Source organism: Actinomadura decatromicini, from assembly GCF_008121305.1.
GTDB classification, from domain to species: domain Bacteria; phylum Actinomycetota; class Actinomycetes; order Streptosporangiales; family Streptosporangiaceae; genus Spirillospora; species Spirillospora syzygii.
On record NZ_VSRQ01000002.1, the window covers coordinates 777,995 to 799,686 of the forward strand.

Below are 21,692 nucleotides of genomic sequence, written 5' to 3' on the forward strand. Positions count from 1 at the left end.
AGCTGCGGAAAGTTTGCCTTGCCTCCATGTCGACGTGTTGTATACATTAGGACTATGAGTCGCACACAACAGGGCCGCCGCAAGGAGAGCGCGCAGGACGCCACGTACCGGTGGCTGAAGCGCCATATCGGGTCGCTGCCGCGGCAGGAGGGGACGTTCCTGACCGAAGCGGAGGTGTGCGAGGCGACCGGGACGTCCCGCACCCCGGTGCGGGAGGCCCTGCTCCGGCTGGAGACCGAGGGCTTCCTGAAGATCATGCCGAAGAAGGGCGCCTTCGTCCCGCCGGTGTCGGACGCCGAGATCGAGGCCGTCATGCAGGCCCGCGAGCTGGTCGAGGACTGGTGCGTGCGGCGCGCCGCGCCGCTGGCCGAGGAACTGGCGCCCGAGCTGGCCGAGCTGGTCGACCGCCAGGAGGGGCTGCTGGACGACCCCGTCGGGTTCATCGAGTGCGACCGGGCGTTCCACCGCGCGATCGTCCGGACGGCCGGGAACCCGGTGCTGGCCGAGTTCTACGAGTCGCTGCGCGACCGGCAGGTGCGGATGGGCCTGCGGGCGATCGCGGCGGCCGAGGACCGGGCGCGGGTCGTGCTCGCCGAGCACGGCGCGATCGTCGAGGCGATCCGGTCCGGCGACCCGCTGCGGGCCGGGCAGGCCCTCGCCGCCCACCTGGACTCGACGCTCACCGTCCTGCGCCTCCCCTCGGTCGCGAACTGGGACGGCCGATGACCCGCGTCGCGCTCGTCCAGGTCGAGAGCCCCGGGACGGAGCCGCCCGCGCGGCGCAGAGAGCGCGTCGGGCGGATGGTGGCGGACGCCCGCGGCGCGGAGCTGGTGCTCCTCCCGGAGCTGTGGCTCTCCGGCTACTTCGCGTTCGACCGGTACGCCGAGCTGGCCGAGCCGCTGGACGGCGACACCGTCGCCGCGGGGCGGGAGTGGGCCCGTGACCTGGGCTGCTTCCTGCACCTCGGCAGCGTCCTGGAGCGGACGCCCGAAGGACGCCTGCACAACACCGCCGTGCTGATCGACCCGGCCGGGACGGTCGTCCACACCTACCGGAAGATCCATGTGTTCGGGTACCGGTCCCGGGAGGCCGAACTGCTCACGCCCGGCGACACGGTCGGCACGGTCGCCTCCCCGCTCGGGACGATGGGCGCCACCACCTGCTACGACCTGCGCTTTCCCGAGATCTGGCGGGCGCTGGTCGACGCCGGCGCCGAGACGGCGGCGGTGCCGGCCGCGTGGCCCGCACGGCGCCGGGGCCACTGGCGGCTGTTCACCGAGGCCCGCGCCGTCGAGCAGCAGATGCTGATCCTGGCCTGCAACGCGGCGGGCGTGCAGGAGGACGTGCCGCTCGGCGGGGCGTCCCGCGTGGTCGACCCGTGGGGGACCGTCCTCGCGGAAGCGGGCGACACCGAAGAGATCCTCCGCTGGGTCGTCGACCCGGATGTGGTGACGCGAACGCGGGAGGAGTTCCCCGTCCTGCGCGACCGCCGCGCGTCCGTGCGCGTCCAGGCCGAGGCCGCGGAGGTCGGCCGGTGAGCGAGCTGACGCTGCGGGTCGGCGCGGACGAACTGCGCTGCTCGCCCTCGCACTTGATCGTCGCCGGCTACACCGGACGCGACGGGGCCGCGACCCGTGCCCACATCGAGGAGCTCGCCGCGATCGGCGTCCCGGAACCCCCGTCCGTCCCGGCGTTCTACCCGCTCGATCCGGGTCTGCTGACCCGCGGCCCCGCGATCACGGTGCGCGGCGGCAACACGTCGGGGGAGGTGGAGCCGGTCCTCGTGCGCCGCGCCGGACGGCACTACCTCGGCGTCGGCTCCGACCACACCGACCGCGACATCGAACGCGCCGACGTCGCCGCCGCGAAGGCCGCCTGCCCGAAACCCGTCGGCGACCGGTTCGTGGAACTGCCCGAGGACGACGCGTGGGACCGCGTCCGCGTCGAAAGCAGCGTCGACGGCCGGCCGTACCAGTCCGGCACCCTCGCCGACCTGCGCACCCCCACCGACCTGCTGGCTCGGCTCGCCGCCGAGCTCGGCGACCTGGACGGCGACCTGGTCGTCTTCGCCGGGACGCTGCCGCTGCTCGACGGCGGGTTCGTCCCCGGCCGCCGCTGGCGCCTCTCCCTCACCGTCGACGGCACCACCCTGACCTGCGACTACAAGACAGAACGGAGGGCTCAGTGATGCGCACGGGAGCCGAGTACCTCACCGCGTTGAAGGACGCCCGCGAGATCTACCTGGACGGCGAGCGCGTCGCGGACGTGACCGACCATCCCGCGTTCGCGCCGATCGCCGCGACGATGGCCGAGCTGTTCGACCTCGCCGCCGACCCGGCCAACAAGATGACCCGCCACGCGCCGGAGACCGGCGCGGAGGCGAACCTGGTGTTCACGATCCCGCGCAGCCGCGACGACCTGGCCGCGCGGCGGCACGCGATCGAGACGTGGGCGCGGCACACCCACGGCTGGGTCGGCCGCAGCCCCGACCACGTCGGATCGTTCCTCGCGGCGTTCGCCTCGTCCCCCGAGTCGTTCACCACCGAACGGCGCGACCTGTCGGCGAGCGTGACCGGCTACCACCGGCGGCTCCTGGACGAGAACCTGTACGTCTCGTACGCGATCATCCCGCCGCAGGTGTCGCGGGCGACGACCGCGCACGCGTGGGAGGGCGACTTCGTCCAGGCCGGCGTCGTCGAGGAACGCCCGGACGGCATCGTGGTGCGCGGCGCGCAGATGCTCGCCACCGGCGCGACCGTCGCCGACGAGATCTTCATCTCCTGCATCAAGCCGCTCACCCCGGACGACCGCGACTTCGCCGTCGGCTTCACCGTCCCGGTCTCGGCGGACGGGCTGAAGCTGTACTGCCGCCGCCCGTACGCGACCACCGGCGGCCCCTACGACTACCCGCTGTCCACGCGCTACGACGAGACCGACGCGCTCGTCGTCCTGGACGACGTGTTCGTGCCCTGGGAGCGGGTGTTCGTCGACCGGGACGTGGACGGCCTGCGCCGCCAGTTCTTCACCACCGGCGCGCACGTCCTCGGCAACTGGCAGGCCCAGATCCGGTTCACCGTGAAACTGCGCTTCATCGCCGGGCTCGCCGGGAAGATCGCCGACGTCAACGGCGTCGGCCGGATCCCCGGCGTCCAGGAGAAGCTCGGCGAACTGGCCGGGCTGGCGTCACTGGTCGAGTCCGCCGTCCTCGCCGCCGAGTACCGCGCCGCGCCCGACGGGAACGGCATGTGGCGGCCGGACGCCCGCGCCGTCTACGGCGCGATGGGCCTGCAAGCCGAGCTGTACCCGCGCGTCCTGGCGATCCTGCGCGACCTCGCGGGCGGGGGAGTGCTGCAACTGCCGTCCAGCGTCGCCGACCTGCACAACCCCGCGACCCGCGCCGACATCGACCGCTACGTCCAGTCGCCCGGGGTCGAGGCCGTCGAACGGGTGAAGCTGTTCAAGCTCGTCTGGGACGCGATCGGATCGGAGTTCGCGGGCCGCCACCACCAGTACGAGATGTTCTACGCCGGCGCCCCGTTCGTCGCGAAGGGCTACGCCTACCGCAACTTCGGCTACGGCCAGGCCATCGCGGACGTCGACGCCTTCCTGGCCGGCTACACCGACACCGGCTACACCGGCACCGGCAAGACCGGCACCTCCGCCGCCTGACCGCCTGGAGACCACCATGGCCAAACCCGAACACGAGTTCTTCCCCGCCGACAAGATCGGTTTCACCCCTTGCGAGGGGGACGTCCCGCGGCTCACCGAGCGCATCCTCGCCGCGGACGCCGCGTCCGGCGTCGCGACCCGGATGCTGCGCTTCGAACCCGGCACCGACACCACCCCCAACGGCGTCCAGGCGCACGACTTCTGGGAGGAGGTCTACATCCTCGAAGGATCGATCACCGACCTGCGGCTCGGGGAGACGTTCACCCCCGGCATGTACGCCTGCCGCCCGCCCGGCATGGAGCACGGGCCGTGGCGCAGCGACGACGGATGCCTCACCTTCGAGGTCCGCTACCGCGTCCGATGAGCGCCTATCGAAAGGCACTGCCATGTCCGCAACCGCAGGCCCCATGGGCCGTGTCGTAGACCCGGCGACGATGCGCCGCGTGATGGGCCGCTTCGCCACCGGGGTCGCCGTCATCACCGCACTGGACGGGCGCGGCGACCCGCACGGGATGACCCTCAACTCGCTGACCTCGGTCTCCCTGGAACCACCGATCCTGCTGGTCTGCTTCAACACCCGCGCCCGCACCGCCGTAGCGGTCGCCGAGTCCGGACGCTTCGCCGTCTCGATCCTCGCCGCCCGCCAGGAACCCATCGCGCTGCGGTTCGCCGGACGGGGCGAGGACCACTTCGCCGGCCTGCCGCTGACCTACGGCGAGCACGACGTCCCGGTCGTCCCGGACGCGCTCGCGCACCTCGAATGCACCGTCGACCGCAGTGTCGCGGCCGGCGACCACGTCGTGGTGTTCGGCGCCGTGGAACGAACCTGCGACCGGGACGGCCCACCCCTGGCCTTCCTCGGCGGCCGCTTCGGCGACTTCACCGGACGCGGCCACCAACCAGCGTCCTGGTTCTTCTGACGCGGACGCCCAGGGGCGCGGCGGTCGCCACGACGGCGCGCCCGGACGTCCCGGCGTGCGCGCCGGACGCTGATTCAGGTGTCGCGGATCTTGATTCCGGGGCGCCATCCGAGCATGCGGGAGACGCCGAGGCCGCCCGCGATCAGCGACGGGAGCACCGCTTGGTGCTGTACCGAGCCGCTGCGCACCACCACGGACATCGCCGCGACGACGCGGCCTTCACCGTCCACGATCCGGGTGGCGATCGAGTCGGCGCCGTCGGTGAGTTCGCTCCGGACGGTCGCGTAGCCGGTGCGGCGGCATTCGGCGAGCTCGCTTCTGAGGACGGCCGGATCGGTGGTGGTCTGGGGCGTGTACCGGTGCGGCCTGCCGGCCAGGACCCTGTCGATCTGGTCGGCGCCGCCGTGCGCGAGGAGCACCTTTCCGACGCCCGAGCAGTGCAGCGGAAGTCGGCCTCCCACATGGGAGACGAGGTGCTGCGCCCGCGGGGCGGACAGCCGTTCGATGATGACGGCCTCGGTCCCCTCCAGGACCGCCAGTTGCACGTGCTGGTGGAGTGCCGTGTAAAGATCTTCCATGAAGGGCTGGGCCTTGGAGCGCAGCGACTCGGTGAGCGGGGCCAGCGTGCCGAGCCGCCACAGCCGCAGGCCGATCGTGAAGCGGCCGTCGTGCTGCCGGTTCAACGCGCCGGCGTCGGTGAGTTCCATGGCGAGCCGGCGGACGGTCGCGTGCGGCAGGCCCGTCTTCCGCACCAGTTCGGCGAGGCTGAGCGTGCTCTGATCGGGCTGGAAGGCGAACAGGACCTCCAGGAGCCGTGAACTCACGCTCCGGCCGGGCTCACTGGTCCGAGGCATACCGGCCCCCTTTCATCTGCCCGGGATGGTAGCGGACGATGTTCATAGGATGACCAGCCGCACGCTTTCGGCCCGGCCGACCGTGCAGCATGGCGCTGTCAATCCGGATGCGGGAGAAACGGCTGCGGGGTCGAAGACTGAGATGCTCGGGGCGAACATCGAGACACCGAAGATCGCGATCCTCGGCGGCGGGATCGGCGGCCTCGCGGCCGCCGCCTTCCTCGGCCGGGCGGGTCTTCGCAGCACCGTGTACGAGCAGGCGCCGGCGCTGAAGGAGGTCGGCGCCGGGCTCGTGGTGGCCCCCAACGCCGCCCGGCTCCTGCGCCGGCTCGGCGTCCTGGAGCCTCTGCTGCGCGGCGCCGTCCAGCTGGACGTCGGGTGGGAGTTCCGCCGCTGGCAGGACGGGACGGTCCTGTCCGCCGAAGACCTCGCGACGGACTGCGAGCGGCTCTACGGCGAGCACACCTACACGGTGCATCGCGCCGAACTGCTGGACGCCATCAGGAGCGCCGTGCCGGCGGAATCGGTCCGGCTCGGCAAGCGCTGTACCGCGATTGACCTGCGGGGGGAACGCCCGTCGTTGGGGTTCGCGGATGGCGAGGTCGTCGAGGCGGACATCGTCATCGGGGCGGACGGCGTCCACTCGGTGGTGCGGGACGCCATCGCCGGACCGCGCCCGGCCGCTTTCTCGGGCCTGTGCGCGTTCCGCGCCCTGGTCCCGGGCGACCGTGCGCCGTCGTTCGCCCGGCGGCGCGCGCAGACGTTGTGGATCGGTCCGAACCATCATCTGGTGCACTACCCCGTCTCCGCGGGAAGGTTCGTGAACCTCGTGGCCTTCGCCCCGGCGGGTGAGGACCTGGCGGAGTCGTGGACGGCGCGGGCGACGATCGAGGAGTTCCTCCTCGAGTTCGACGGATGGGACCCGAGGCTCGTCGACCTCATCCGCGCGGCGGGGACGCCGGGCCGGTGGGCGCTGCTCGACCGCGCGCCGCTTCCGCGATGGAGCCGCGGGCCGGTGACGCTGCTCGGCGACGCCGCGCACCCGATGTTCCCGTTCTTCGCGCAGGGAGCCGCGCAGGCGATCGAGGACGCCGCGGTCCTGTCCCGCTGCCTCGCCGAAGGGCTCGCCGACCCCGCCCGGGCGCTGCGCCGATACGAGGCCCTGCGCCTTCCGCGCACGACGCGCCTGCAGGCGGTGAGCCATGCGCGCTCGGACGTCAACCACCTTCCCGACGGGCCCGAGCAGCGTGCCCGCGACGCGTCGTTCACCGAGGACGATCCGCTGGTCGCCAACGGCTGGATCTACGAGTACGACCCGGATCTGGCGATGGCCGCCGAGACCACCGCGGGCTGACCGGCTGCCCGGTGTGTTCGTTGAATGGACATTCGCCTGGTGGTCGGTCGGACGCCCGCCTGAGACTGCCGGGCACCGGCACCCGGCCGCGACGTACTTCCCGCGGTCGGCATGAAACTCGGTCTCACGGTTTTTGATCGGCGCGCGAGAGGCCGGTTTCGATCAAGCGGAGTTAGTATCGCCGTCCATTCAACGGACCAACAGAAGCGGTAGAAGGCAAACCGATTCTAAGCTGCACGAAACGGACCGGACTCGACAATTATCGGCCTTCCAAGGAGCGACGGTATGAACGTTTTCGATGTACGGGGCATCACGGCGGGCGTCGATGCGGCGCTCGCGGCGGTCGATGATCCGAAGCATCGGCACATGCTGAAGAACTACCGCCGGCACGCGCTTTTGGAGGTGTCCGGATTCTGGGAGGACATCCTCATCCCCGCGATGGTCGTCGACCATCCGGTCTACCGGCTCACCGAACGCGGGAAGACGCTGGTCTGCGACGGCATGGCGGAGGTCCGGAAGTTCTACTCCGAGATCGTCGGCGGCGGCATGAACGTCTTCGGCGCGCTGGAGGAGGAGGTCGCCGTGTCGGACTACGGGATCTTCATCGAGGCCGTCTTCGCCCAGGTCGTCCGGGGCGACGCCGCCGCGCTCGCCGGCGAGGGCGCCGACCCGGACGGCACCTACCAGATCTCGCACCGGTTCGCCGCCACCTGGCCCTACCGCGACGGGCGGCTCGTGGGCGAGTTCATCTACGACGACACCGGCAGTTGGCGCGTGGACGAGGTGGAGCATTCCGCGCTCATGTCACCGGCCGACGCCCGGAAAGCCCTCGCGCCCTACCTGGAGCAGAGCCCGCTCTCGGAGATCGAGAACGGCCTGCGCCTGTTCGAGGACTAGGCATGGCGCAGATCAATGGCGGGCTCGCGGGTCGATACGTCGACGTCCACGCGCACTTCACGCCGCCGAGCACGGAGGAAGAACGCCGACGGGCCTGGCAGTCCATGCTGGGTAAGGGCATCTATTTCCGCGAACCCCACGAGTGGTCTCTGGAACGCACCCTGGCGTACATGGACGCGTCCGGTACCGCCATGCAGATGTTGAGCAACATCCCCGGCCGCTTGGCAGAGCTCCGTGCGTCGAACGACTACGGGGCGTCCCTCGTGGCGGACCACCCGTCGCGATTCGGCCTACTGGCCGCCCTCCCCACAGACGACCCTTCGGCGGCCCTGGACGAGGCCGTACGGGCACGCGAGGAACTCGACGCCGACGGATTCGCCGTGACGACGAAATACAACGGCGTACACCTGGGCGACGACTCCCTCACTCCATTGTGGGAACTGCTCGACGACTGGGGAGCGGTGGTGTTCGTCCACCCCGACGCTCGCCTGCCGCCCACCCTCGACCACCCGGCCCCGCTGTACGAAGTGGCCTTCGACACCGCCCGGACGGTCTTCGACATGGTCTTCCGGAAGACGTTCGCGCGCCACCCGGGCATCACCTTCGTGATCGCTCACTGCGGCGGAGCGTTCCCCGCACTGACCGGGCGGCTCCGGCTGCTCGGAAACGAATCCTGGGTCCCGCAGGGAGTGACCGCCCAGGAAATCGACGAGCAGACGTCCTCCCTCTACGCCGACACGGCCGCGACGGCTTTCGCGCATTCCCTCCTACCGGCGATGGCGACTGTAGGAGCGGGCCACATCGTCTACGGCAGCGACTGGGGCGCGCCCTGCACGACCGAGTCGTCCGCCGAATCGAACCGCTCAAGCCTTCTTCAATGTGGCGCATTGTCACTTGAAGAGGAAGGCGGCGTCAGGGCCCGGGCGCTCGACCTTTTCCCGCGCGCGGCGCAGCGCATCACCGACGCCGAAACGCTTTCCGAGGGACTCGTCCGATAAGGGCCGGGCGGTAGGCCGCCGTATTTCAAGCTCCCCACCAGAGTGCCCCCGTGTGTCTTTACGCGCTCAAGAAACATCCGAACCCACTCATGGGGAGTCATCCATGCCCGTCACCAGTTTCTTCCGCCGCCCTGATCCGGGTGCTGAGGACGCGAACCGGCAGAACACGCTCGTCCTCATCATGTTCTTCGCCGCCGGGATCGTGTTCCTCGACCGCTTCGGCATCACCTTCCTCTTCCCGCAGATCGGCGACGACCTTCATCTGAACCACAGCGAGCTCGGCTCGCTGGTCTCGATCACCGCCGTGGCATGGGCGGTCTCCAGCCTGATCTTCGCCGTCGTGTCCGACCGCCTCGGCGGCCGGACCAAATGGATGATCGTCGCGAGCCTGGTCCTGTTCTCCACCGCGGTCGGCCTGGTCGGCCTGGCGCAGGACTACGGGACGATGCTGCTGCTCCGCGCGGTCATCGGCTTCTGCGAGGGCCCCGCGCTGCCCCTGATCCAGGGCGCGGTCGCCCGCGCGTCATCGCCGGACCGGCGCGGCCGGAACATGGGCGTCGTCATCGCCGGGACGCTGCTCATCGGCAGCGCGCTGGCGCCGAGCATCATGATCGGGCTCGCCACGGCGCTGAACTGGCGGCTCGCCTTCCCGCTCGTCGCCGTCCCCGGCATCGTCGTGGCGCTCCTCGTGGCGCTCTTCATGCGCGAGGACCGCGCGGCCGCCGCCGGCGCCCCCCGCGTCAAGGCCCGGGACTTCCGCCTCGTCCTGGCCAACCGCAACGTCCCGCTGGCGCTCGTCGGCACGACCGTCTGCCTCGGCACGAACATCGGCTTCGGCGCGTTCGCGCCCACCTACCTGCACGAGGAGGGGCTCTCCCGGAGCACCGCGACGCTCGTGCTCACCGTGTACGGCTGCGTCATCGCGCTCGGCAGCGTCGTCGCCCCCGCCGTGTCGGACCGCGTCGGGCGCAGACCGGCCCTGTTCGCGGCGGCGATCTGCAGCGGGCTCGTGCCGCTGTTCTTCGTCCTGTTCGCGCACTCGGTGCCCCTGCTCCTGGCGTCGCTGGCCGTCGGCCTGATGGCGGGCGGATCGCTCACGCTGATCACCTACGTGGTGCCCGGCGAGTCGGTGCCCCGCGAGCTGATGGCCACGGCGTTCGCCCTGCAGATCGCCGTGGGCGAGACTCTCGGCGGGGCGCTCGGCCCGCAGCTCGGCGGCGCGCTCGCCGACGCGACCCACAGCCTGAAGAGCGCGCTGCTGCTGTACGCCGCGGCGCCGATCCTGCTGGCGGTGGTGGCGCTGCTGATCCGCGAGACCGCGCCCCGCATGGGCAAGGGGACGTCCGCCCGGAAAGCGCGCGAGGCGAGCGGCGAGGCCGCCCTGTCCTGACGGCGGCGGGTCCCCGGCGTGACGGACGCCGGGGACCCGCCGTTTCAGGACGATCAGTTCAGCCGTTCTCAGGGAAGCCGAGGTCGAGCCCGCTTCGCGCGGATTCCGGCCAGCGGCTCGTCGTTGACGGGAGTAGTGGTCACGCCTTCTCCTCCGTCGCGGCGGGCGCGCCGTCCCGTGCGCCGCCGAGCAGTCCGCCGAGCAGGCCGGTCAGTTCGGACACGGCGGCGTCGGCGGCCGGGGACAGGCCGGGCATGCCGAAGAACGGATGGATGAGGCCCGGGTAGACGCGCAGGGCGGTGGGCACGCCCGCCTCCAGGAGCCGGGCCGCGTAGACGGTGCCGTCATCGCGCAGCGGGTCGTACCCCGCCACCCCGATGACCGCCGGGGCGACGCCGGCCAGGTCGGGCGCCAGGGCGGGCGAGACGAGCGGGTCCGCGGCGCGGGCGTCATCGTCGCCGAAGTAGAGCCTTCTGATGACGGCAAGGTCGTCGCGGGTCAGGAAGTAGCCGTCGGCGTTCTCGGCGACGGACGGGTAGCGGGCCGCGAAGTTCGTCACCGGCGAGGCCAGCAGCTGGCCCGCCACGGGGATGCCCGCGTCGCGGGCGCGCCGTGCCGTGACCGCCGCGAGGTTGGCGCCCGAGCTCTCCCCGGCGAGGCCGACGCGCGCCGGGTCGCCGCCGAGGTCGCCGACATGGTCGGCCACCCAGCGCAACGCGGTCATCGCGTCCTCGACCGCGGCCGGGAACGGGTGCTCGGGCGCGAGCCGGTAGTCGACGGAGACCACCCAGGCGCCCAGGTCGTGCGCGAGCCGCCGGGCGACGTCCTGCATCAGGTGGGCGCTGCCCATGACGAAGCCGCCGGGGTGGAAGTAGACGACGGTGGGAACCGGCCCGCCGGAGAGAGGCCGGACGACCTTGAGGCGCAGCCCGTCCACGGTGACGTCGTCAACGCTCTCCACCGGGGCGAACTTCGCGGGATCCCAGTTGCCTTCGATCGCGTTCCGCATGCGCTCGCGCATCTCGCCGGGCGTCCCGGAGAAGCCGGGCGGGGCGCCGGCGGAGCGGAGGGCGGACAGGAACCCGGCAACGTCGGGGTCGAGCGTCATGGTGACCTTTCGGGGGAGTGGTGGTTGTTCGGATGTGGTGTCAGCCGCCGAGGAGGCGGCGGTGGGAGGCCAGCGCGAGTTCCCTCGCGCGGTCGATGGAGCCCGCTCCCGCGCCGACGAGCGAACCGGCCCGCTTGCGGACGACGCCGTCGACCAGGACGGTGTCGACGTTCCCCGGGTGCGCCGAGCAGACCAGCGCGGCCACCGGGTCGGAGACCGGGAAGAGGTTGGGGTCGGTCGCGCGGACGAGGACGATGTCGGCGCGCTTCCCGGGGCTGAGGCTGCCGATCCGGTCGCCGAGCCCGAGCGCGTCGGCCCCGCCCTGGGTGGCCATCGCGAAGACCTCGGCGACACTGAACGGGTCGAGCTTGTCGGCGAACCGGGTGCGTCCCTCGGCGAGCTGGCTGCGGTGCGCGGCCAGCCCCGCCCGCATCTGGGTGAACAGGTCGGCGGCCCCGGCGGTCTCGGTGTCGGTGCTCAGCCCGGCCGTGATCCCGAAGGCCCGCACGCGGTCGATCGGGGTGTGGCCGATGCCCGGGAGGGCCTGCTCGTGGTGCGGCGCGAGCACGACCGCCGCGCCGTGGTCGGCCATCATGGCGAACTCGTCGTCGGCGGACTCGCTGCAATGCACGAAGCTCAGGTCCGGGCCGAGCAGCCCGGCGCGCTCCAGTTGCGCGATCGCGGCCATCGCGCCGTACTCGGGCCCGCAGCCCATGTGGATGGACGTGCGTATCCCCAGGTCGCGAGCCATGGCCAGGTCGGCGCGGGTGGCATCGAGCGTGGACAGCTCTGGGCCCCGCCCGGCCAGGTGCAGCGTGACCAGCGCGTCGTCGTCCGGCAGCAGCTCGCGGCGGACGCGCCGGACATCGCCGGTGTGCGGCCGTTCGCTCCCGGCGATCCACGCCGGAAGGTCGACCAGCGGCCAGCCGTGCCCGAACACCGCGCGGACCCCGCTGTCGCGCAGCGCCGCGACGGCCTGGTCGCTGTGCTCGGGCGAGTTCTGGACGTGCGACCAGTCCATGAGCGTGGTGGTGCCCGCGTCGAGGGCGGACAGGGCGCCGAGCAGGTTGCCGGCGTACACGTCCTCGGGGCGGTACAGCGGCCCGAGCCCGCCGAACATCTCTCCGAAGTAGGTCCGCAGGTCGAGCTCGGCGCACCGGTGCCGGACGGCGGACTGCCAGGTGTGTTTGTGGGCGTCGACGAGCCCGGGCAGGGCGATCATGTCGCGGGCGTCGATCACCTCGGCGCCGTCGCCGGGCAGGCCCGGGCCGACGGCGGTGATCCGGCCGTCCTGGATCAGGACGTCGCAGCCGGTGAGCGTGCCGAGCGCCGGGTCGCCGGTGACGACCCAGCCGTTCTCGATGAGGATGCGCCGTGGCGCGCGGTCGGTCATGTCCACTCCCTGTCTCACGCGTGTTCGGGCTGCCCGGCGGCTTCCGCGCCCGCCCGCACCGGCTCGTCCGCCCGCCCTGCCCGCACCAGGTCGTCCGCCTGTACCGGTTCGCCCGCCTCCTGCCGTGTCGCGGTCCGGTAGGCGGCGGTGACCTGCTCGTCGGTGGGCCGCGCCGACCAGGCGCGGGCCACGTAGGCGTCCGGACGGATCAGCACCGCCGCGGCGCCGCCGAACCGCTCCGCCAGCGCGGCGGCCGGGGCCGTCACCGTGGTGATCACGTCGGGCAGCGTCCGAGGGCCGCACGCGGGGTCGGCGGCGTCGGCCAGAACGAAGGCGGCGTCCTGGGCGACCCGGGTGTAGGACGAGTCGGCAGAGTCGACGGGGAAGTCGCTCACCCGGGTGCCGTCCGCGGGATGCGGGTCGGAGTCGCGGTGGTAGGAGGTGCCGAAGCCGCTCAGCCGGTCGCGGAGGATCGCGTTCACCTCCGGAATCGGCACGAGCTCCCGCTCGACGAAATCCTTGAGGGCCAGCCCCGCGTGGGAGAAGTCGAAATGCAGCCCGCATTGCGCGGCGACATCGTCCATCAGTGCCTTGAGCACCGGGTGCCGCTCCTCGTGGTAGCTGTCGAGCAGCGCGTCGGGGGCGCGGCCGGTCGTGACCCAGCCGAGCTTCCAGCCGAGGTTGAAGGCGTCCTGGATGCAGTAGTTCATCCCGATGCCGCTGGCGGGATAGTGGACGCGGGTCGCCTCCCCGGCGAGCAGCACCCGGCCGCGCCGGAACTCGGGGACCATCCGGTGCGCGTCGCCGTAGCGCGACAGCCATTTCGCCGAGGTCACCCCGAAGTCGTCCCCGAAGATCAGGCGCAGGGACTCCCGGACCTCGTCCATGGTGACCGGCTCGTGCTTGGGAACGTTCCGCCGGTGCTCGGCGACGATGATGAACCGGGTGATGCCTTGGCCGAAGGGGTAGGCGAGCACCCAGCCGTGCTCGTTGCGTTTCATCTGCATCGACGCGTGCCAAGGGAACGGCAGGTCGGCGTCGACGGCGACGGCGGTCATTCGTGTCGGGTGGCCCTCGAACGGGATACCGGTCGCCTCGCGGACGGAGCTGCGCGCGCCGTCGGCCCCCACCAGGTAGTGCGCGCTGTACTCGACGTCGCCCGTAGGGCTGGCGGCGGTGACCGTGACCCCTCCGGCGGTCTGGGCGTGGCGGAGGTAGGTGACGCCGCGGCGCAGGTCGGCGCCCTGTTCCACGGCCCATTCCGCCAGCAGGTGCTCGGTGGTCATCTGCGGCAGGATCAGCGCGTAGGGGAACTTGCTGTCGAGCTGGTCATAACGCAGCCCGATCAGGCCCGCGTAGATGTAGCGCGGTACCTCGAAGTCGGGCCGCCACCGCTCGGCCGCGGCGCGGAACCGGTCCATGAGACCGCGGACGTCGAACAGCTCCAGCACGCGCGGCTGGATCACTCCGGCCCGTGAGTGGGTGTCCTCCGTGCGGCGCTCCAACACGACGACCCGGGCCCCGGCGCGCGCCGCCTCTGCGGCGACCGTCAGGCCGGCGGGTCCGCCGCCGATGACGACGACATCGGCGGACGTGGCGCTGTTCGACATGTGCTGCCTCCACTGAAGTGACCGCTAGACGGTAAAGTGACCGCTAGTCGGTCAATCCTGCTGCGTCCCAGCAGCATGAGATGCGCGACCACCGCTGTCAAGAGAAGAGTTCATCCATTGCACCCCTTACTTCTCCTGCGAGGATGACGCGAACAAAGGAGAAGGCAAGCGGGCGGGCACTTGACCGAAGAGCGGTCGAGCCCCGTACTCTTGGTCGGACACGACTGGCGAGTGGCGATCGGCCACCGGCGAAGGGAGCCACATGCCGCGCGACGACGCCGGCCCGGACTTCATCGAGGCCCTGGCCCGCGGTCTCGACGTGATCAGATGCTTCGGCTCGCACCGGGTGCCGATGTCCCTCACCGAGATCGCGGCCGCGACCGGGCTGGCCCGGCCGACCGCCCGCCGGATCGTGCGCACGCTCGAACACCTCGGGTACGCGCGCACCACGCCCGAGGGGGTCGTCCTCACCCCGCGGGTGCTGGAGCTGGGAGTGGCCTACACGCTGTCCACCGGCCTGTGGGACGTCGCGCTCCCTCACCTGCGCGACCTCGTGAAGCAGACCGGCCAGGCCGCCTCCGTGGCAGAGCTGGACGGCTCGGACATCGTCTACACCGCCCGCGTCGAGGTCCCCAAGGTCGTGGCCGTCAACGTCAAGGTGGGCATGCGCCTCCCCGCCGCCAGCACCGCGCTCGGCAAGGTCCTCCTCGCGTCCCTGGAACCCGCCGCCCTGCACACGGCACTGCGCGCGGAGACGCGATCCCCGATCAAACCCCACCGGACCAAGCCGATCGACGAGATCGAGGCCGAGCTGCGGGAGGTGCGCGCCCGCGGCTGGGCCTCGACCGACGGCGAGGTGGCGCCCGGGATCCGCTCCGTCGCCGCCCCCCTGCGCGACGGCGACGGCCGGACGGTCGCCGCGGTCAACGTCACGGCGATCGCCGCCGAGGTCGGCCACCGCGAGCTGATCGACGGCCTGCTGCCCCTCCTCCTCCAGACGACCGGCGCGATCGGACGCGACTACGAACTCATCCACGCCGCCCCGCAACGAGCCCTGCGCGGCACGTGACCGACGAGAACACGGAACACGATGATGGATTCGCACACTCCACCGGACCCGGCCCAACTGTTCAGCGAGGAACGGTCCGCCGACGTGGTCGCCGCGAGCTTCGCCGGGACGCCCGACCCGCGCCTGCGGCGGATCCTCACCTCGCTCGTGCGGCACCTGCACGACTTCGTTAAGGACGTCGAGCTCACCGAGCGAGAGTGGGCGGCGGCGATCGAGTTCCTCACCGCGACCGGGCAGGCGTGCACGAGCACCCGGCAGGAGTTCATCCTGCTCTCCGACGTCCTCGGCGCCTCGATGCTGGTCGAGACCATCAACAACCGGGCGGGCGGCGGGCTGACCGAGTCGACGGTCGAGGGACCGTTCCACATGGTCGCCTCCCCGCCCCGGGAACTGGGCGCCGACATCGCCGAGGACGGGAAGGGCGTCCCGTGCCTGGTCACCGGGAGCGTGGCGGGCCCGGACGGGCGGCCCGTCCCGAACGCGGCGGTCGACGTGTGGCAGGCCAACGACGAGGGCTTCTACGACGTGCAGCAACCCGGCGTCCAGCCGGACCTGAACCTGCGCGGGCTGTTCACCGCGGACGACGAGGGGCGGTTCTGGTTCCGCTCGATCGTCCCCCGCCACTACCCGATCCCGCAGGACGGCCCGGTCGGACGGCTGCTGGAGGCGACGTCCCGGCATCCGAACCGGCCCGCGCACATCCACTTCGAGGTGTCCGCCCCCGGCTACCGCACCGTGACCACCCACCTGTTCGTCGCCGGGACGCCCTACATCGACTCCGACGCCGTGTTCGGGGTCAAGCCCAGCCTGGTGCGCGAGTTCCCCGAGGTCGACGACCCGGACCGCGCGGCCGCGGCCGGCCTGCCCAACCCGTTCCGGACGGTGAACTTCGACGTCGTCCTGCGTCCCGCCACCGAATCCGACACCAGCACCGAACCCGCCACCGAATCCGACGCCGCCGACCCGGAAGCGTGACCATGGTCCAGACCTCCTTCTCCTACGACGCGCTCCCGATGCGCGTGCGCTTCGGGTCCGGCGCCGTGGCGTCCCTCCCCGAGGAGGTCGCCCGGCTGGGCGCGCGCCGCGCCCTCGTGCTCTGCTCGCCCGAGCAGCGCGCGACCGGGGAGGCCATCGCGGACGCGCTGGGCGAGCGCTCGGCGGGGGTGCTCGCCGAAGCGCGGATGCACGTCCCGATCGAAGTGGCACGGCGCGCCCGCGCCCGCGCCGCCGAACTCGGCGCCGACGCCTGCGTCGCCGTCGGCGGCGGATCGGCCGTCGGGCTGGGCAAGGCCATCGCGCTGGAGCACGACCTGCCGGTGATCGCCGTCCCGACGACCTACGCGGGCTCGGAGATGACCACCGTGTGGGGCCTCACCGAGAACGGCCGCAAGCGGACCGGCACGGACCCGCGGGTGCTGCCCGCGAGCGTCCTGTACGACCCCGACCTCACCCTCGGACTCCCCGTCGCCATGTCGGTGACCAGCGGATTCAACGCCGTCGCCCACGCGGTCGAGGCGCTGTACGCCCCGGACCGCTCCCCGGTCGTCTCGCTGATGGCTGAGGAGGGCGTCCGCGCGATGACCGAGGCGCTCCCGGGCGTGTTCGCCGACGGCCGCGACATAGGCGCCCGCACCACGGCCCTGTACGCGTCCTGGCTGTGCGGCGCCGCCCTGGGCGCCACGACCATGTCCCTTCACCACAAGCTCTGCCACGCCCTCGGCGGGACGCTCGACCTCCCGCACGCCGCGACCCACACCGTGGTCCTGCCGCACGCGCTCGCCTACAACCAGCCCGCCGCCCCCGAAGCGACCGCGGCCCTGGCACGGGCCCTGGACTCCGGCGACCCCGCCGGCCGCCTCTGGGATCTGGCGGCCTCCCTGGACGCCCCCCGGTCGCTGCGCGAGATCGGCATGTCCGAAGGCGACATCGACCCCGTCCGCGAGCAGGTCCTGAACGCCCCGTACGCGAACCCCGCGCCCGTCACCCGCGACGGCGTGACGCGCCTGCTCCACGCCGCCTGGAGCGGCAAGCGCCCAGCCCCCCAATCCTGAGCCCGGTCACCCCGGCCAGCGCCCGCGAGCGGTTCCGGGCCGTGAGGATCACACCGGCGATGCCCGCGAGGACGCCCGACGTCAACAGTGCGCCGAAGGTCAGCGCGGTGACCGGGATGCCGATGTCAAGGCGTCCGGTCTCCGGCGGCATGCGATGCCGCTGACCAAAGGTCGCGAACGTGACCAGACCGGCTCGCGCAACGGCGCGCTGGATCCCGCTGACGCTTGGGCAGCGGAGTTCTTCGATGCCGGATGGGGAGTCTGACGCACCGGGCTCCGCGCCGAGATGATGGCATTGGTCGGCCGCGCCGGAATGGTTCAGCCGCATTCCGTGATCGCTCACTCACGGCTAAGGTCATGGAGTGTCGCTTATCTCGCATGTGTACCACGGCGAACTCGGTGAGTGGTGCGCCGACCGCTTGCCCGGATCAGACGAGGTCGTGCGCCGGTTGGCGGCAGAGACGAAGGGGCTGCCGCCGGTACGGCCCGCGGCACCGGTCGACCGGCGGCACTGGAACCGTGTCGACCGGGCGTTCGCGGTCCGGCTCGCGATGTTCGTGCAGCATGCGCCACCCTACTCGGCGCTCTACGGGCTCGTCCGGGTCGGCTTGGTGCGCCCGGAATGGGCGCACCGCCAGGCCGCCTTGTATCCGTCCCATGCCCGGCTGGGAGAGGACGAGCGTCGCAGGGCCCTGGATATGCGGCCCACGCTCACCGGGTGGCTTGATCTGGCGGATGAGCACGGCGTCGGAAAGTACGCGGGGACGGACGGGACGGCATCGTACGCCAGGTTCCCCTACTCTTCCGGCGAACCGATGCTGAGTGAGTTATTCGACCGGATGCGCGGCTACCTTCGCGCGCATGCGCCGCTCGGGCGGATCGGGGCGGAGCAAGGGCTGGCGCGGGTGTGTTCCCTGGTTGCGAGTCTCGGTTACGTCTTCCGCAACGACCCCGCCGACGAGCCGTTCTACCGGCTGTTCACCGGCCGGACCCCGACCGTTGAAGAATTGCACGCCTTCGCTGATGAAAACGCGGTTCTCGAACAGGTCGAACTGATGCGGCGGCTGGACGACTCCGGAGCCCTGGCCAAGATACGGCGCTTGGCAGGGAATCCGCCGGTCGGCCAGCCCTGGGGAATCGCCAGTCCGGTGTTCGGTTCGTATTGGGCCGACAACGACATCCTTGTCGGGGGCCAGCGCGGCACCACGCTGATCGATGTCAGTTCGGTGATCGCGGTCAACAAGCCGAGCCGTGCGCGCCGGTGGATCTGGCGGCTCCTGGCCTCCGCCTGGTTCGACACCACCGACGCCTACCGCATCCGAAACGTCGCGCTGTATTTCACACGCTACGGCGTGCTCGTGTCCTGGCCCCTGGATGAGCTGATTCAGGACCTTCTTCAGGGCGACGACCCCCGGAAGGCAAGGCGGGAATTCCTGGCCCTGGCGAACCGGCTCGTCGAGCGGACGGCCGACGAACCGGCCGAGGCGAGTTCCGAGGCGCTGAGCCGGGTCGCCTCCCGGTCTGACCGCCACAACGTGATCCGGGCCCCGGACGCCGAGCCACCGGAACGCGGTGACCACGTCCGTGCCCCGGAATTGACCAGGCACAACCAGAAGGCAGTGCGGGAGCGGATCGAGGACCCGCGACAGGACACCATCGAGCAAGCGCTGGAGAAGTTTCTCGCCGAGCAGAAAAAACACCTTTCGACGCGCACCTTCACCGATTACGAAGAAGTCGTCAGCCTGCTGCGCGCCAGCCTGAACAACTACGGCTACCAGGACCTGGACGGCGACGAACGTCGCCGGTTCGACGACGCCTACGACCAGCACCGCGACGGCGGAGCGTTCTGCCGGACGTTCGGTCCGGAGAAGATCCCCGAGAACATCGGCGAGTTCCTCGGCTATTTCATGGCGCGCAAGGTCATCACGACCCGGCGGGTTCTCCGGGCGACCGGGCCCGCGGTGCGCAGGCTCGGACAGTGGCTCGCCGCCCGCGACTACGCCATCACGGCGCCGGACCTGGAGCACATGCTGGAGGCCGCCGACGAGGCCGCGACCGACCTGCCGGCCGCCGAGGAACTCCGGCGCGCATGGAACGACCTGCGTGACACCGAACCCGAGATCGACGAGGCAGAGGTCGAGGACACCGTCGAGGACGTCCTGTTCGTCCGCGCGGTCGAACCCGGCCTGATCCACTTCGCCGACCACTCCGAAGACCGCGTCATCGAGATTCCCGTCCCGCGTGAGATCAGCGACCTGGTCAAAACGGGTTGGGAGATATACGTGGAGGCGGCCTTGGTCGACGGCGAATGGCGGGTATCGCTAATCGGCACCGTCTACACATAGCGTGGACCGACGGACGCAGCAGCCTGCCCAGGCTCCAGTGCATTGATGATGCGCACGCTCTTTACGAACGCGCGCCACCACCCCGCATCAAGCGCGGCGAACCAGCTTCGTATAGCCCGCGACGAACAGCGTCGCGAAAGCCCATCCGAGGAATTGCAGCGGCCATCCGGCGGCCACGGTCAACTGTTCCTTCCCGGACTCGGCGATGAGGTTGCACCGCGTCCGCGTCGTCGTGCTCACCAGCGGGACGGCCAGTTCGAGCCCCAGCCCCACCTGGTCGACGAAGCTGCGCCGCCGACAGCGCGCGCCCGCCGCGCAGCAGGTCGTCCTGCTGGGCGATGAGGACGCGGCGGGCGTCGTCGTCCCGGCCTGCGGCCGTGTAGACGTCGGCGAGCCGGCGGTACGGCTGCGCCGCGTAGGACACTCGGTCGCGCAGAAAGGCGATCCATTCGCGGACGTCATGATCTGTCCCCGCAGATGGCCGAGGCGACGCGTGCCCTGCTAGGACTGAGGGTTTCTCCACGTGCGTGGGGTCGTGTCACATTCGCCTGGGCGGCAGTGGGGGGTGGAGCGTGACGATCCGCTCGCCCGCGGGTTTTGGCCGCCGGGGGGACGCGCGTTGGTCTTCGGTGAGTTGGACCAGGCGGGCGGAAGTGTCGGCGAACAGCAGCAGCTGTCGAGCGGCGGAAGGGCTGAACGGTTCCGCGCCCGGCCGTCCGAGGACGGCGAGCACTCCGCGCGTGGCGTCCCCGGTGTCCAGGGGCAGGATCAGGATCGGGCCGGCGGGCAGGGCGATGAACGTCAGCGGGACGCCCGCGATGGCGCGGGCCTGCTCGGCCACGCGGGTCAGCAGCTCGGGCAGGGTGATTCCGTCCAGGACCGCTGCCATCAGGTTGAACGACGCGGCCACGCGCGGACCGTTGTCCGCGCCGTGGGCCACGCTCGGCGGGCCCCAGTCGGTCGCGGACGGACCGTTACCGTTCATGTCGTGCGGGACCGGGCCGGTGCCCTGTCGGTGAATGGAGCGGCGCTGGTCGACTGGGCGGAATGGCGTCGCGGCGTCATGGCGTCGAACCTGTCTGGCCCGAGAGGGACCGAGAGTCGAGAAACCAGGGGACGCGGTCTTGGCCGCCCGCATCGAGGAAACCCTCGTCACGACGAGTCTACGCGCCGGCCCCGCAAACGCGGCCATTCCACCGGGACGTCCGGCCGCAGAACGTCCGGTCCACGTGTCCGGTCGCGTACCTGTGGTGACGTAGACTCGCGGGTGCCGCGGACCCTTCGAGCGCGGGCCGTCTTGCCGGCGACGTCGCGGCGACACACGAACCGGTTCGTACGGACCGAGAATGGGGCCCTTCATGGCCCGCGACACCGCACAGCCTGCCTCTCCGATCGCCATGACCCCTGCGTCGGGGATCGTGGCACCGCCCGCGTCACGCCTGCGACTGGCCCCCGGCGACGCCGAACGCGGGGTCATGAACGGCGGCTGGTGGCCGCGATCCCGCGACACCACCGCAGAACTCACCGAACTGCTGACCGCCCTGACCGTCCCGCCGGGCGTGTCCGCCCGTGTGACCATCGACTTCAACGACTGGGACGACATCCCTCTGCGCGTCACCGCGCTGGGACGCGAGGTCAGAGTGGGCTGGCTGGCCCACCTCGACCACATGGTCGCGCTCACCTGCGGCCGCGCCGCCCCGATGTTGCTTCTCGTCATCCCGCCCGGAGCGTCGCCGGCGTCGGCGGAGGACGCCCTGGCCAGATGCGCGGCCGAGATCGGTGACACGATGCCGCAGGAGATCCTGGCCTCCTGCGGCATTCCCGCCCGTATGCCCTGAGCCGTCCGGCGCCTGCCCGCCTCCCCCTGCCGGCGATCTCGCCTGTGACCGGTGGCGAGTCGCGCCGAAGCCCGCACCGACCTCACCCGTACCGTCACTCGGCCCGGCCGGACCCTGCCGCCCTGCGGGCAGGCGGCCCTCGGGCCGGTAGGACCCGTCGGCCACCTCACCTTCCTGAGGGACGACCTGCGCCGAC

21 protein-coding genes are annotated in these 21,692 nt (G+C 71.5%); 16 read left to right on the forward strand and 5 right to left on the reverse strand.

The annotated features are described in order from the left end of the window. Positions 1-54 precede the first annotated feature (54 nt). Genes FXF68_RS11375 through FXF68_RS11400 form a run of 6 tightly spaced genes read left to right on the forward strand, consistent with a single transcriptional unit; the run spans position 55 to position 4,589 of the window. Entirely contained in the window at positions 55-726 is a 672-nt protein-coding gene (locus FXF68_RS11375) for a GntR family transcriptional regulator (RefSeq protein ID WP_148758879.1), read from the forward strand. Beyond that, the gene (locus FXF68_RS11380) at positions 723-1,538 is read left to right on the forward strand and encodes a carbon-nitrogen family hydrolase (RefSeq protein WP_148758880.1); all 816 of its coding nucleotides are present in this window, start codon (positions 723-725) and stop codon (positions 1,536-1,538) included. The genes FXF68_RS11375 and FXF68_RS11380 overlap by 4 nt, the downstream gene beginning before the upstream one ends. Beyond that, positions 1,535-2,188, forward strand: a complete 654-nt coding sequence (locus FXF68_RS11385; protein WP_148758881.1) for a DUF2848 family protein — start codon at positions 1,535-1,537, stop codon at positions 2,186-2,188. Before FXF68_RS11380 ends, FXF68_RS11385 begins: the two co-directional genes overlap by 4 nt. After that, positions 2,188-3,669: a 4-hydroxyphenylacetate 3-hydroxylase family protein gene (locus tag FXF68_RS11390; RefSeq protein WP_148758882.1), complete on the forward strand. Its 1,482-nt coding sequence runs from the start codon at positions 2,188-2,190 to the stop codon at positions 3,667-3,669. The genes FXF68_RS11385 and FXF68_RS11390 overlap by 1 nt, the downstream gene beginning before the upstream one ends. A 16-nt stretch (positions 3,670-3,685) precedes the next feature. Next, the gene (locus FXF68_RS11395; RefSeq protein WP_148758883.1) at positions 3,686-4,033 is read left to right on the forward strand and encodes a cupin domain-containing protein; all 348 of its coding nucleotides are present in this window, start codon (positions 3,686-3,688) and stop codon (positions 4,031-4,033) included. A 43-nt stretch (positions 4,034-4,076) separates the two neighbouring features. Continuing rightward, positions 4,077-4,589 carry a flavin reductase family protein gene (locus tag FXF68_RS11400; RefSeq protein ID WP_222869892.1) on the forward strand — a complete coding sequence of 171 codons (513 nt, stop codon included), beginning with the start codon at positions 4,077-4,079 and terminating at the stop codon, positions 4,587-4,589. A gap of 74 nt (positions 4,590-4,663) precedes the next feature. On the opposite strand, the gene FXF68_RS11405 is transcribed toward FXF68_RS11400, so the two are convergent. Next, complete coding sequence (locus tag FXF68_RS11405) at positions 4,664-5,443, reverse strand: IclR family transcriptional regulator (protein WP_148758885.1); 780 nt, start codon at positions 5,441-5,443, stop codon at positions 4,664-4,666. A gap of 142 nt (positions 5,444-5,585) precedes the next feature. Here FXF68_RS11405 and FXF68_RS11410 point away from each other — a divergent pair, with 142 nt between their 5' ends. The 4 genes from FXF68_RS11410 (at position 5,586) to FXF68_RS11425 (ending at position 10,082) form a co-directional block, all read left to right on the forward strand. Beyond that, a complete protein-coding gene (locus FXF68_RS11410) occupies positions 5,586-6,797 on the forward strand; it encodes an FAD-dependent monooxygenase (protein WP_148758886.1) in 1,212 nt (403 codons plus the stop codon). 285 nt (positions 6,798-7,082) lie between these two features. Further along, positions 7,083-7,694 (forward strand): hypothetical protein, encoded by a 612-nt coding sequence (locus FXF68_RS11415; RefSeq protein WP_148758887.1) that lies wholly within the window; start codon positions 7,083-7,085, stop codon positions 7,692-7,694. A 2-nt stretch (positions 7,695-7,696) separates the two neighbouring features. After that, positions 7,697-8,692, forward strand: a complete 996-nt coding sequence (locus FXF68_RS11420; RefSeq protein WP_148758888.1) for an amidohydrolase family protein — start codon at positions 7,697-7,699, stop codon at positions 8,690-8,692. A gap of 103 nt (positions 8,693-8,795) precedes the next feature. Continuing rightward, positions 8,796-10,082, forward strand: a complete 1,287-nt coding sequence (locus FXF68_RS11425; RefSeq protein WP_148758889.1) for an MFS transporter — start codon at positions 8,796-8,798, stop codon at positions 10,080-10,082. Positions 10,083-10,221: 139 nt separating this feature from the next. Here the strand turns inward: FXF68_RS11425 and FXF68_RS11430 are convergent, their stop codons facing one another. Genes FXF68_RS11430 through FXF68_RS11440 form a run of 3 tightly spaced genes read right to left on the reverse strand, consistent with a single transcriptional unit; the run spans position 10,222 to position 14,193 of the window. Continuing rightward, on the reverse strand, positions 10,222-11,190 hold the full coding sequence (locus tag FXF68_RS11430) for an alpha/beta hydrolase (protein WP_148758890.1): 969 nt from the start codon (positions 11,188-11,190) through the stop codon (positions 10,222-10,224). A 40-nt stretch (positions 11,191-11,230) separates the two neighbouring features. Further along, complete coding sequence (locus tag FXF68_RS11435; protein WP_148758891.1) at positions 11,231-12,583, reverse strand: amidohydrolase family protein; 1,353 nt, start codon at positions 12,581-12,583, stop codon at positions 11,231-11,233. Positions 12,584-12,597: 14 nt separating this feature from the next. Then, positions 12,598-14,193, reverse strand: coding sequence for an FAD-dependent oxidoreductase (locus FXF68_RS11440; protein ID WP_148758892.1), 1,596 nt, complete (start codon positions 14,191-14,193; stop codon positions 12,598-12,600). Positions 14,194-14,455: 262 nt separating this feature from the next. Between FXF68_RS11440 and FXF68_RS11445 the strand changes: the two genes are divergently transcribed. The 5 genes from FXF68_RS11445 to FXF68_RS11465 all read left to right on the forward strand — a co-directional run bounded on the left by FXF68_RS11445 (position 14,456) and on the right by FXF68_RS11465 (position 20,163). Then, on the forward strand, positions 14,456-15,262 hold the full coding sequence (locus FXF68_RS11445) for an IclR family transcriptional regulator domain-containing protein (protein ID WP_148758893.1): 807 nt from the start codon (positions 14,456-14,458) through the stop codon (positions 15,260-15,262). 21 nt (positions 15,263-15,283) lie between these two features. Beyond that, a complete protein-coding gene (locus FXF68_RS11450) occupies positions 15,284-16,237 on the forward strand; it encodes an intradiol ring-cleavage dioxygenase (RefSeq protein WP_246178629.1) in 954 nt (317 codons plus the stop codon). A gap of 2 nt (positions 16,238-16,239) precedes the next feature. Beyond that, positions 16,240-17,313 carry a maleylacetate reductase gene (locus FXF68_RS11455; RefSeq protein WP_148758894.1) on the forward strand — a complete coding sequence of 358 codons (1,074 nt, stop codon included), beginning with the start codon at positions 16,240-16,242 and terminating at the stop codon, positions 17,311-17,313. 362 nt (positions 17,314-17,675) lie between these two features. Further along, positions 17,676-19,658, forward strand: a complete 1,983-nt coding sequence (locus FXF68_RS11460; RefSeq protein ID WP_148758895.1) for a hypothetical protein — start codon at positions 17,676-17,678, stop codon at positions 19,656-19,658. 205 nt (positions 19,659-19,863) lie between these two features. Then, complete coding sequence (locus FXF68_RS11465; RefSeq protein WP_148758896.1) at positions 19,864-20,163, forward strand: hypothetical protein; 300 nt, start codon at positions 19,864-19,866, stop codon at positions 20,161-20,163. A gap of 33 nt (positions 20,164-20,196) precedes the next feature. On the opposite strand, the gene FXF68_RS11470 is transcribed toward FXF68_RS11465, so the two are convergent. Beyond that, a complete protein-coding gene (locus FXF68_RS11470; protein ID WP_148758897.1) occupies positions 20,197-20,643 on the reverse strand; it encodes a GAF domain-containing protein in 447 nt (148 codons plus the stop codon). Between the two features lie 412 nt (positions 20,644-21,055). On the opposite strand from FXF68_RS11470, the gene FXF68_RS11475 reads away from it, so the two are divergent. Further along, complete coding sequence (locus FXF68_RS11475; RefSeq protein WP_148758898.1) at positions 21,056-21,496, forward strand: DUF5994 family protein; 441 nt, start codon at positions 21,056-21,058, stop codon at positions 21,494-21,496. Positions 21,497-21,692: the final 196 nt, after the last annotated feature.

Bases quoted from the DNA above. Each gene is read 5' to 3' on its own strand.
- FXF68_RS11400 (WP_222869892.1), top strand. From the start codon at position 4,077: ATGGGCCGTGTCGTAGACCCGGCGACGATGCGCCGCGTGATGGGCCGC.
- FXF68_RS11455 (WP_148758894.1), top strand. From the start codon at position 16,240: ATGGTCCAGACCTCCTTCTCCTACGACGCGCTCCCGATGCGCGTGCGC.
- FXF68_RS11410 (WP_148758886.1), top strand. From the start codon at position 5,586: ATGCTCGGGGCGAACATCGAGACACCGAAGATCGCGATCCTCGGCGGC.
- FXF68_RS11380 (WP_148758880.1), top strand. From the start codon at position 723: ATGACCCGCGTCGCGCTCGTCCAGGTCGAGAGCCCCGGGACGGAGCCG.
- FXF68_RS11435 (WP_148758891.1), bottom strand. From the start codon at position 12,583: ATGACCGACCGCGCGCCACGGCGCATCCTCATCGAGAACGGCTGGGTC.
- FXF68_RS11430 (WP_148758890.1), bottom strand. From the start codon at position 11,190: ATGACGCTCGACCCCGACGTTGCCGGGTTCCTGTCCGCCCTCCGCTCC.
- FXF68_RS11420 (WP_148758888.1), top strand. From the start codon at position 7,697: ATGGCGCAGATCAATGGCGGGCTCGCGGGTCGATACGTCGACGTCCAC.
- FXF68_RS11425 (WP_148758889.1), top strand. From the start codon at position 8,796: ATGCCCGTCACCAGTTTCTTCCGCCGCCCTGATCCGGGTGCTGAGGAC.
- FXF68_RS11440 (WP_148758892.1), bottom strand. From the start codon at position 14,193: ATGTCGAACAGCGCCACGTCCGCCGATGTCGTCGTCATCGGCGGCGGA.
- FXF68_RS11415 (WP_148758887.1), top strand. From the start codon at position 7,083: ATGAACGTTTTCGATGTACGGGGCATCACGGCGGGCGTCGATGCGGCG.
- FXF68_RS11470 (WP_148758897.1), bottom strand. From the start codon at position 20,643: ATGAACGGTAACGGTCCGTCCGCGACCGACTGGGGCCCGCCGAGCGTG.
- FXF68_RS11395 (WP_148758883.1), top strand. From the start codon at position 3,686: ATGGCCAAACCCGAACACGAGTTCTTCCCCGCCGACAAGATCGGTTTC.
- FXF68_RS11405 (WP_148758885.1), bottom strand. From the start codon at position 5,443: ATGCCTCGGACCAGTGAGCCCGGCCGGAGCGTGAGTTCACGGCTCCTG.
- FXF68_RS11450 (WP_246178629.1), top strand. From the start codon at position 15,284: ATGATGGATTCGCACACTCCACCGGACCCGGCCCAACTGTTCAGCGAG.
- FXF68_RS11475 (WP_148758898.1), top strand. From the start codon at position 21,056: ATGACCCCTGCGTCGGGGATCGTGGCACCGCCCGCGTCACGCCTGCGA.
- FXF68_RS11465 (WP_148758896.1), top strand. From the start codon at position 19,864: ATGAGGTTGCACCGCGTCCGCGTCGTCGTGCTCACCAGCGGGACGGCC.
- FXF68_RS11375 (WP_148758879.1), top strand. From the start codon at position 55: ATGAGTCGCACACAACAGGGCCGCCGCAAGGAGAGCGCGCAGGACGCC.
- FXF68_RS11445 (WP_148758893.1), top strand. From the start codon at position 14,456: ATGCCGCGCGACGACGCCGGCCCGGACTTCATCGAGGCCCTGGCCCGC.
- FXF68_RS11390 (WP_148758882.1), top strand. From the start codon at position 2,188: ATGCGCACGGGAGCCGAGTACCTCACCGCGTTGAAGGACGCCCGCGAG.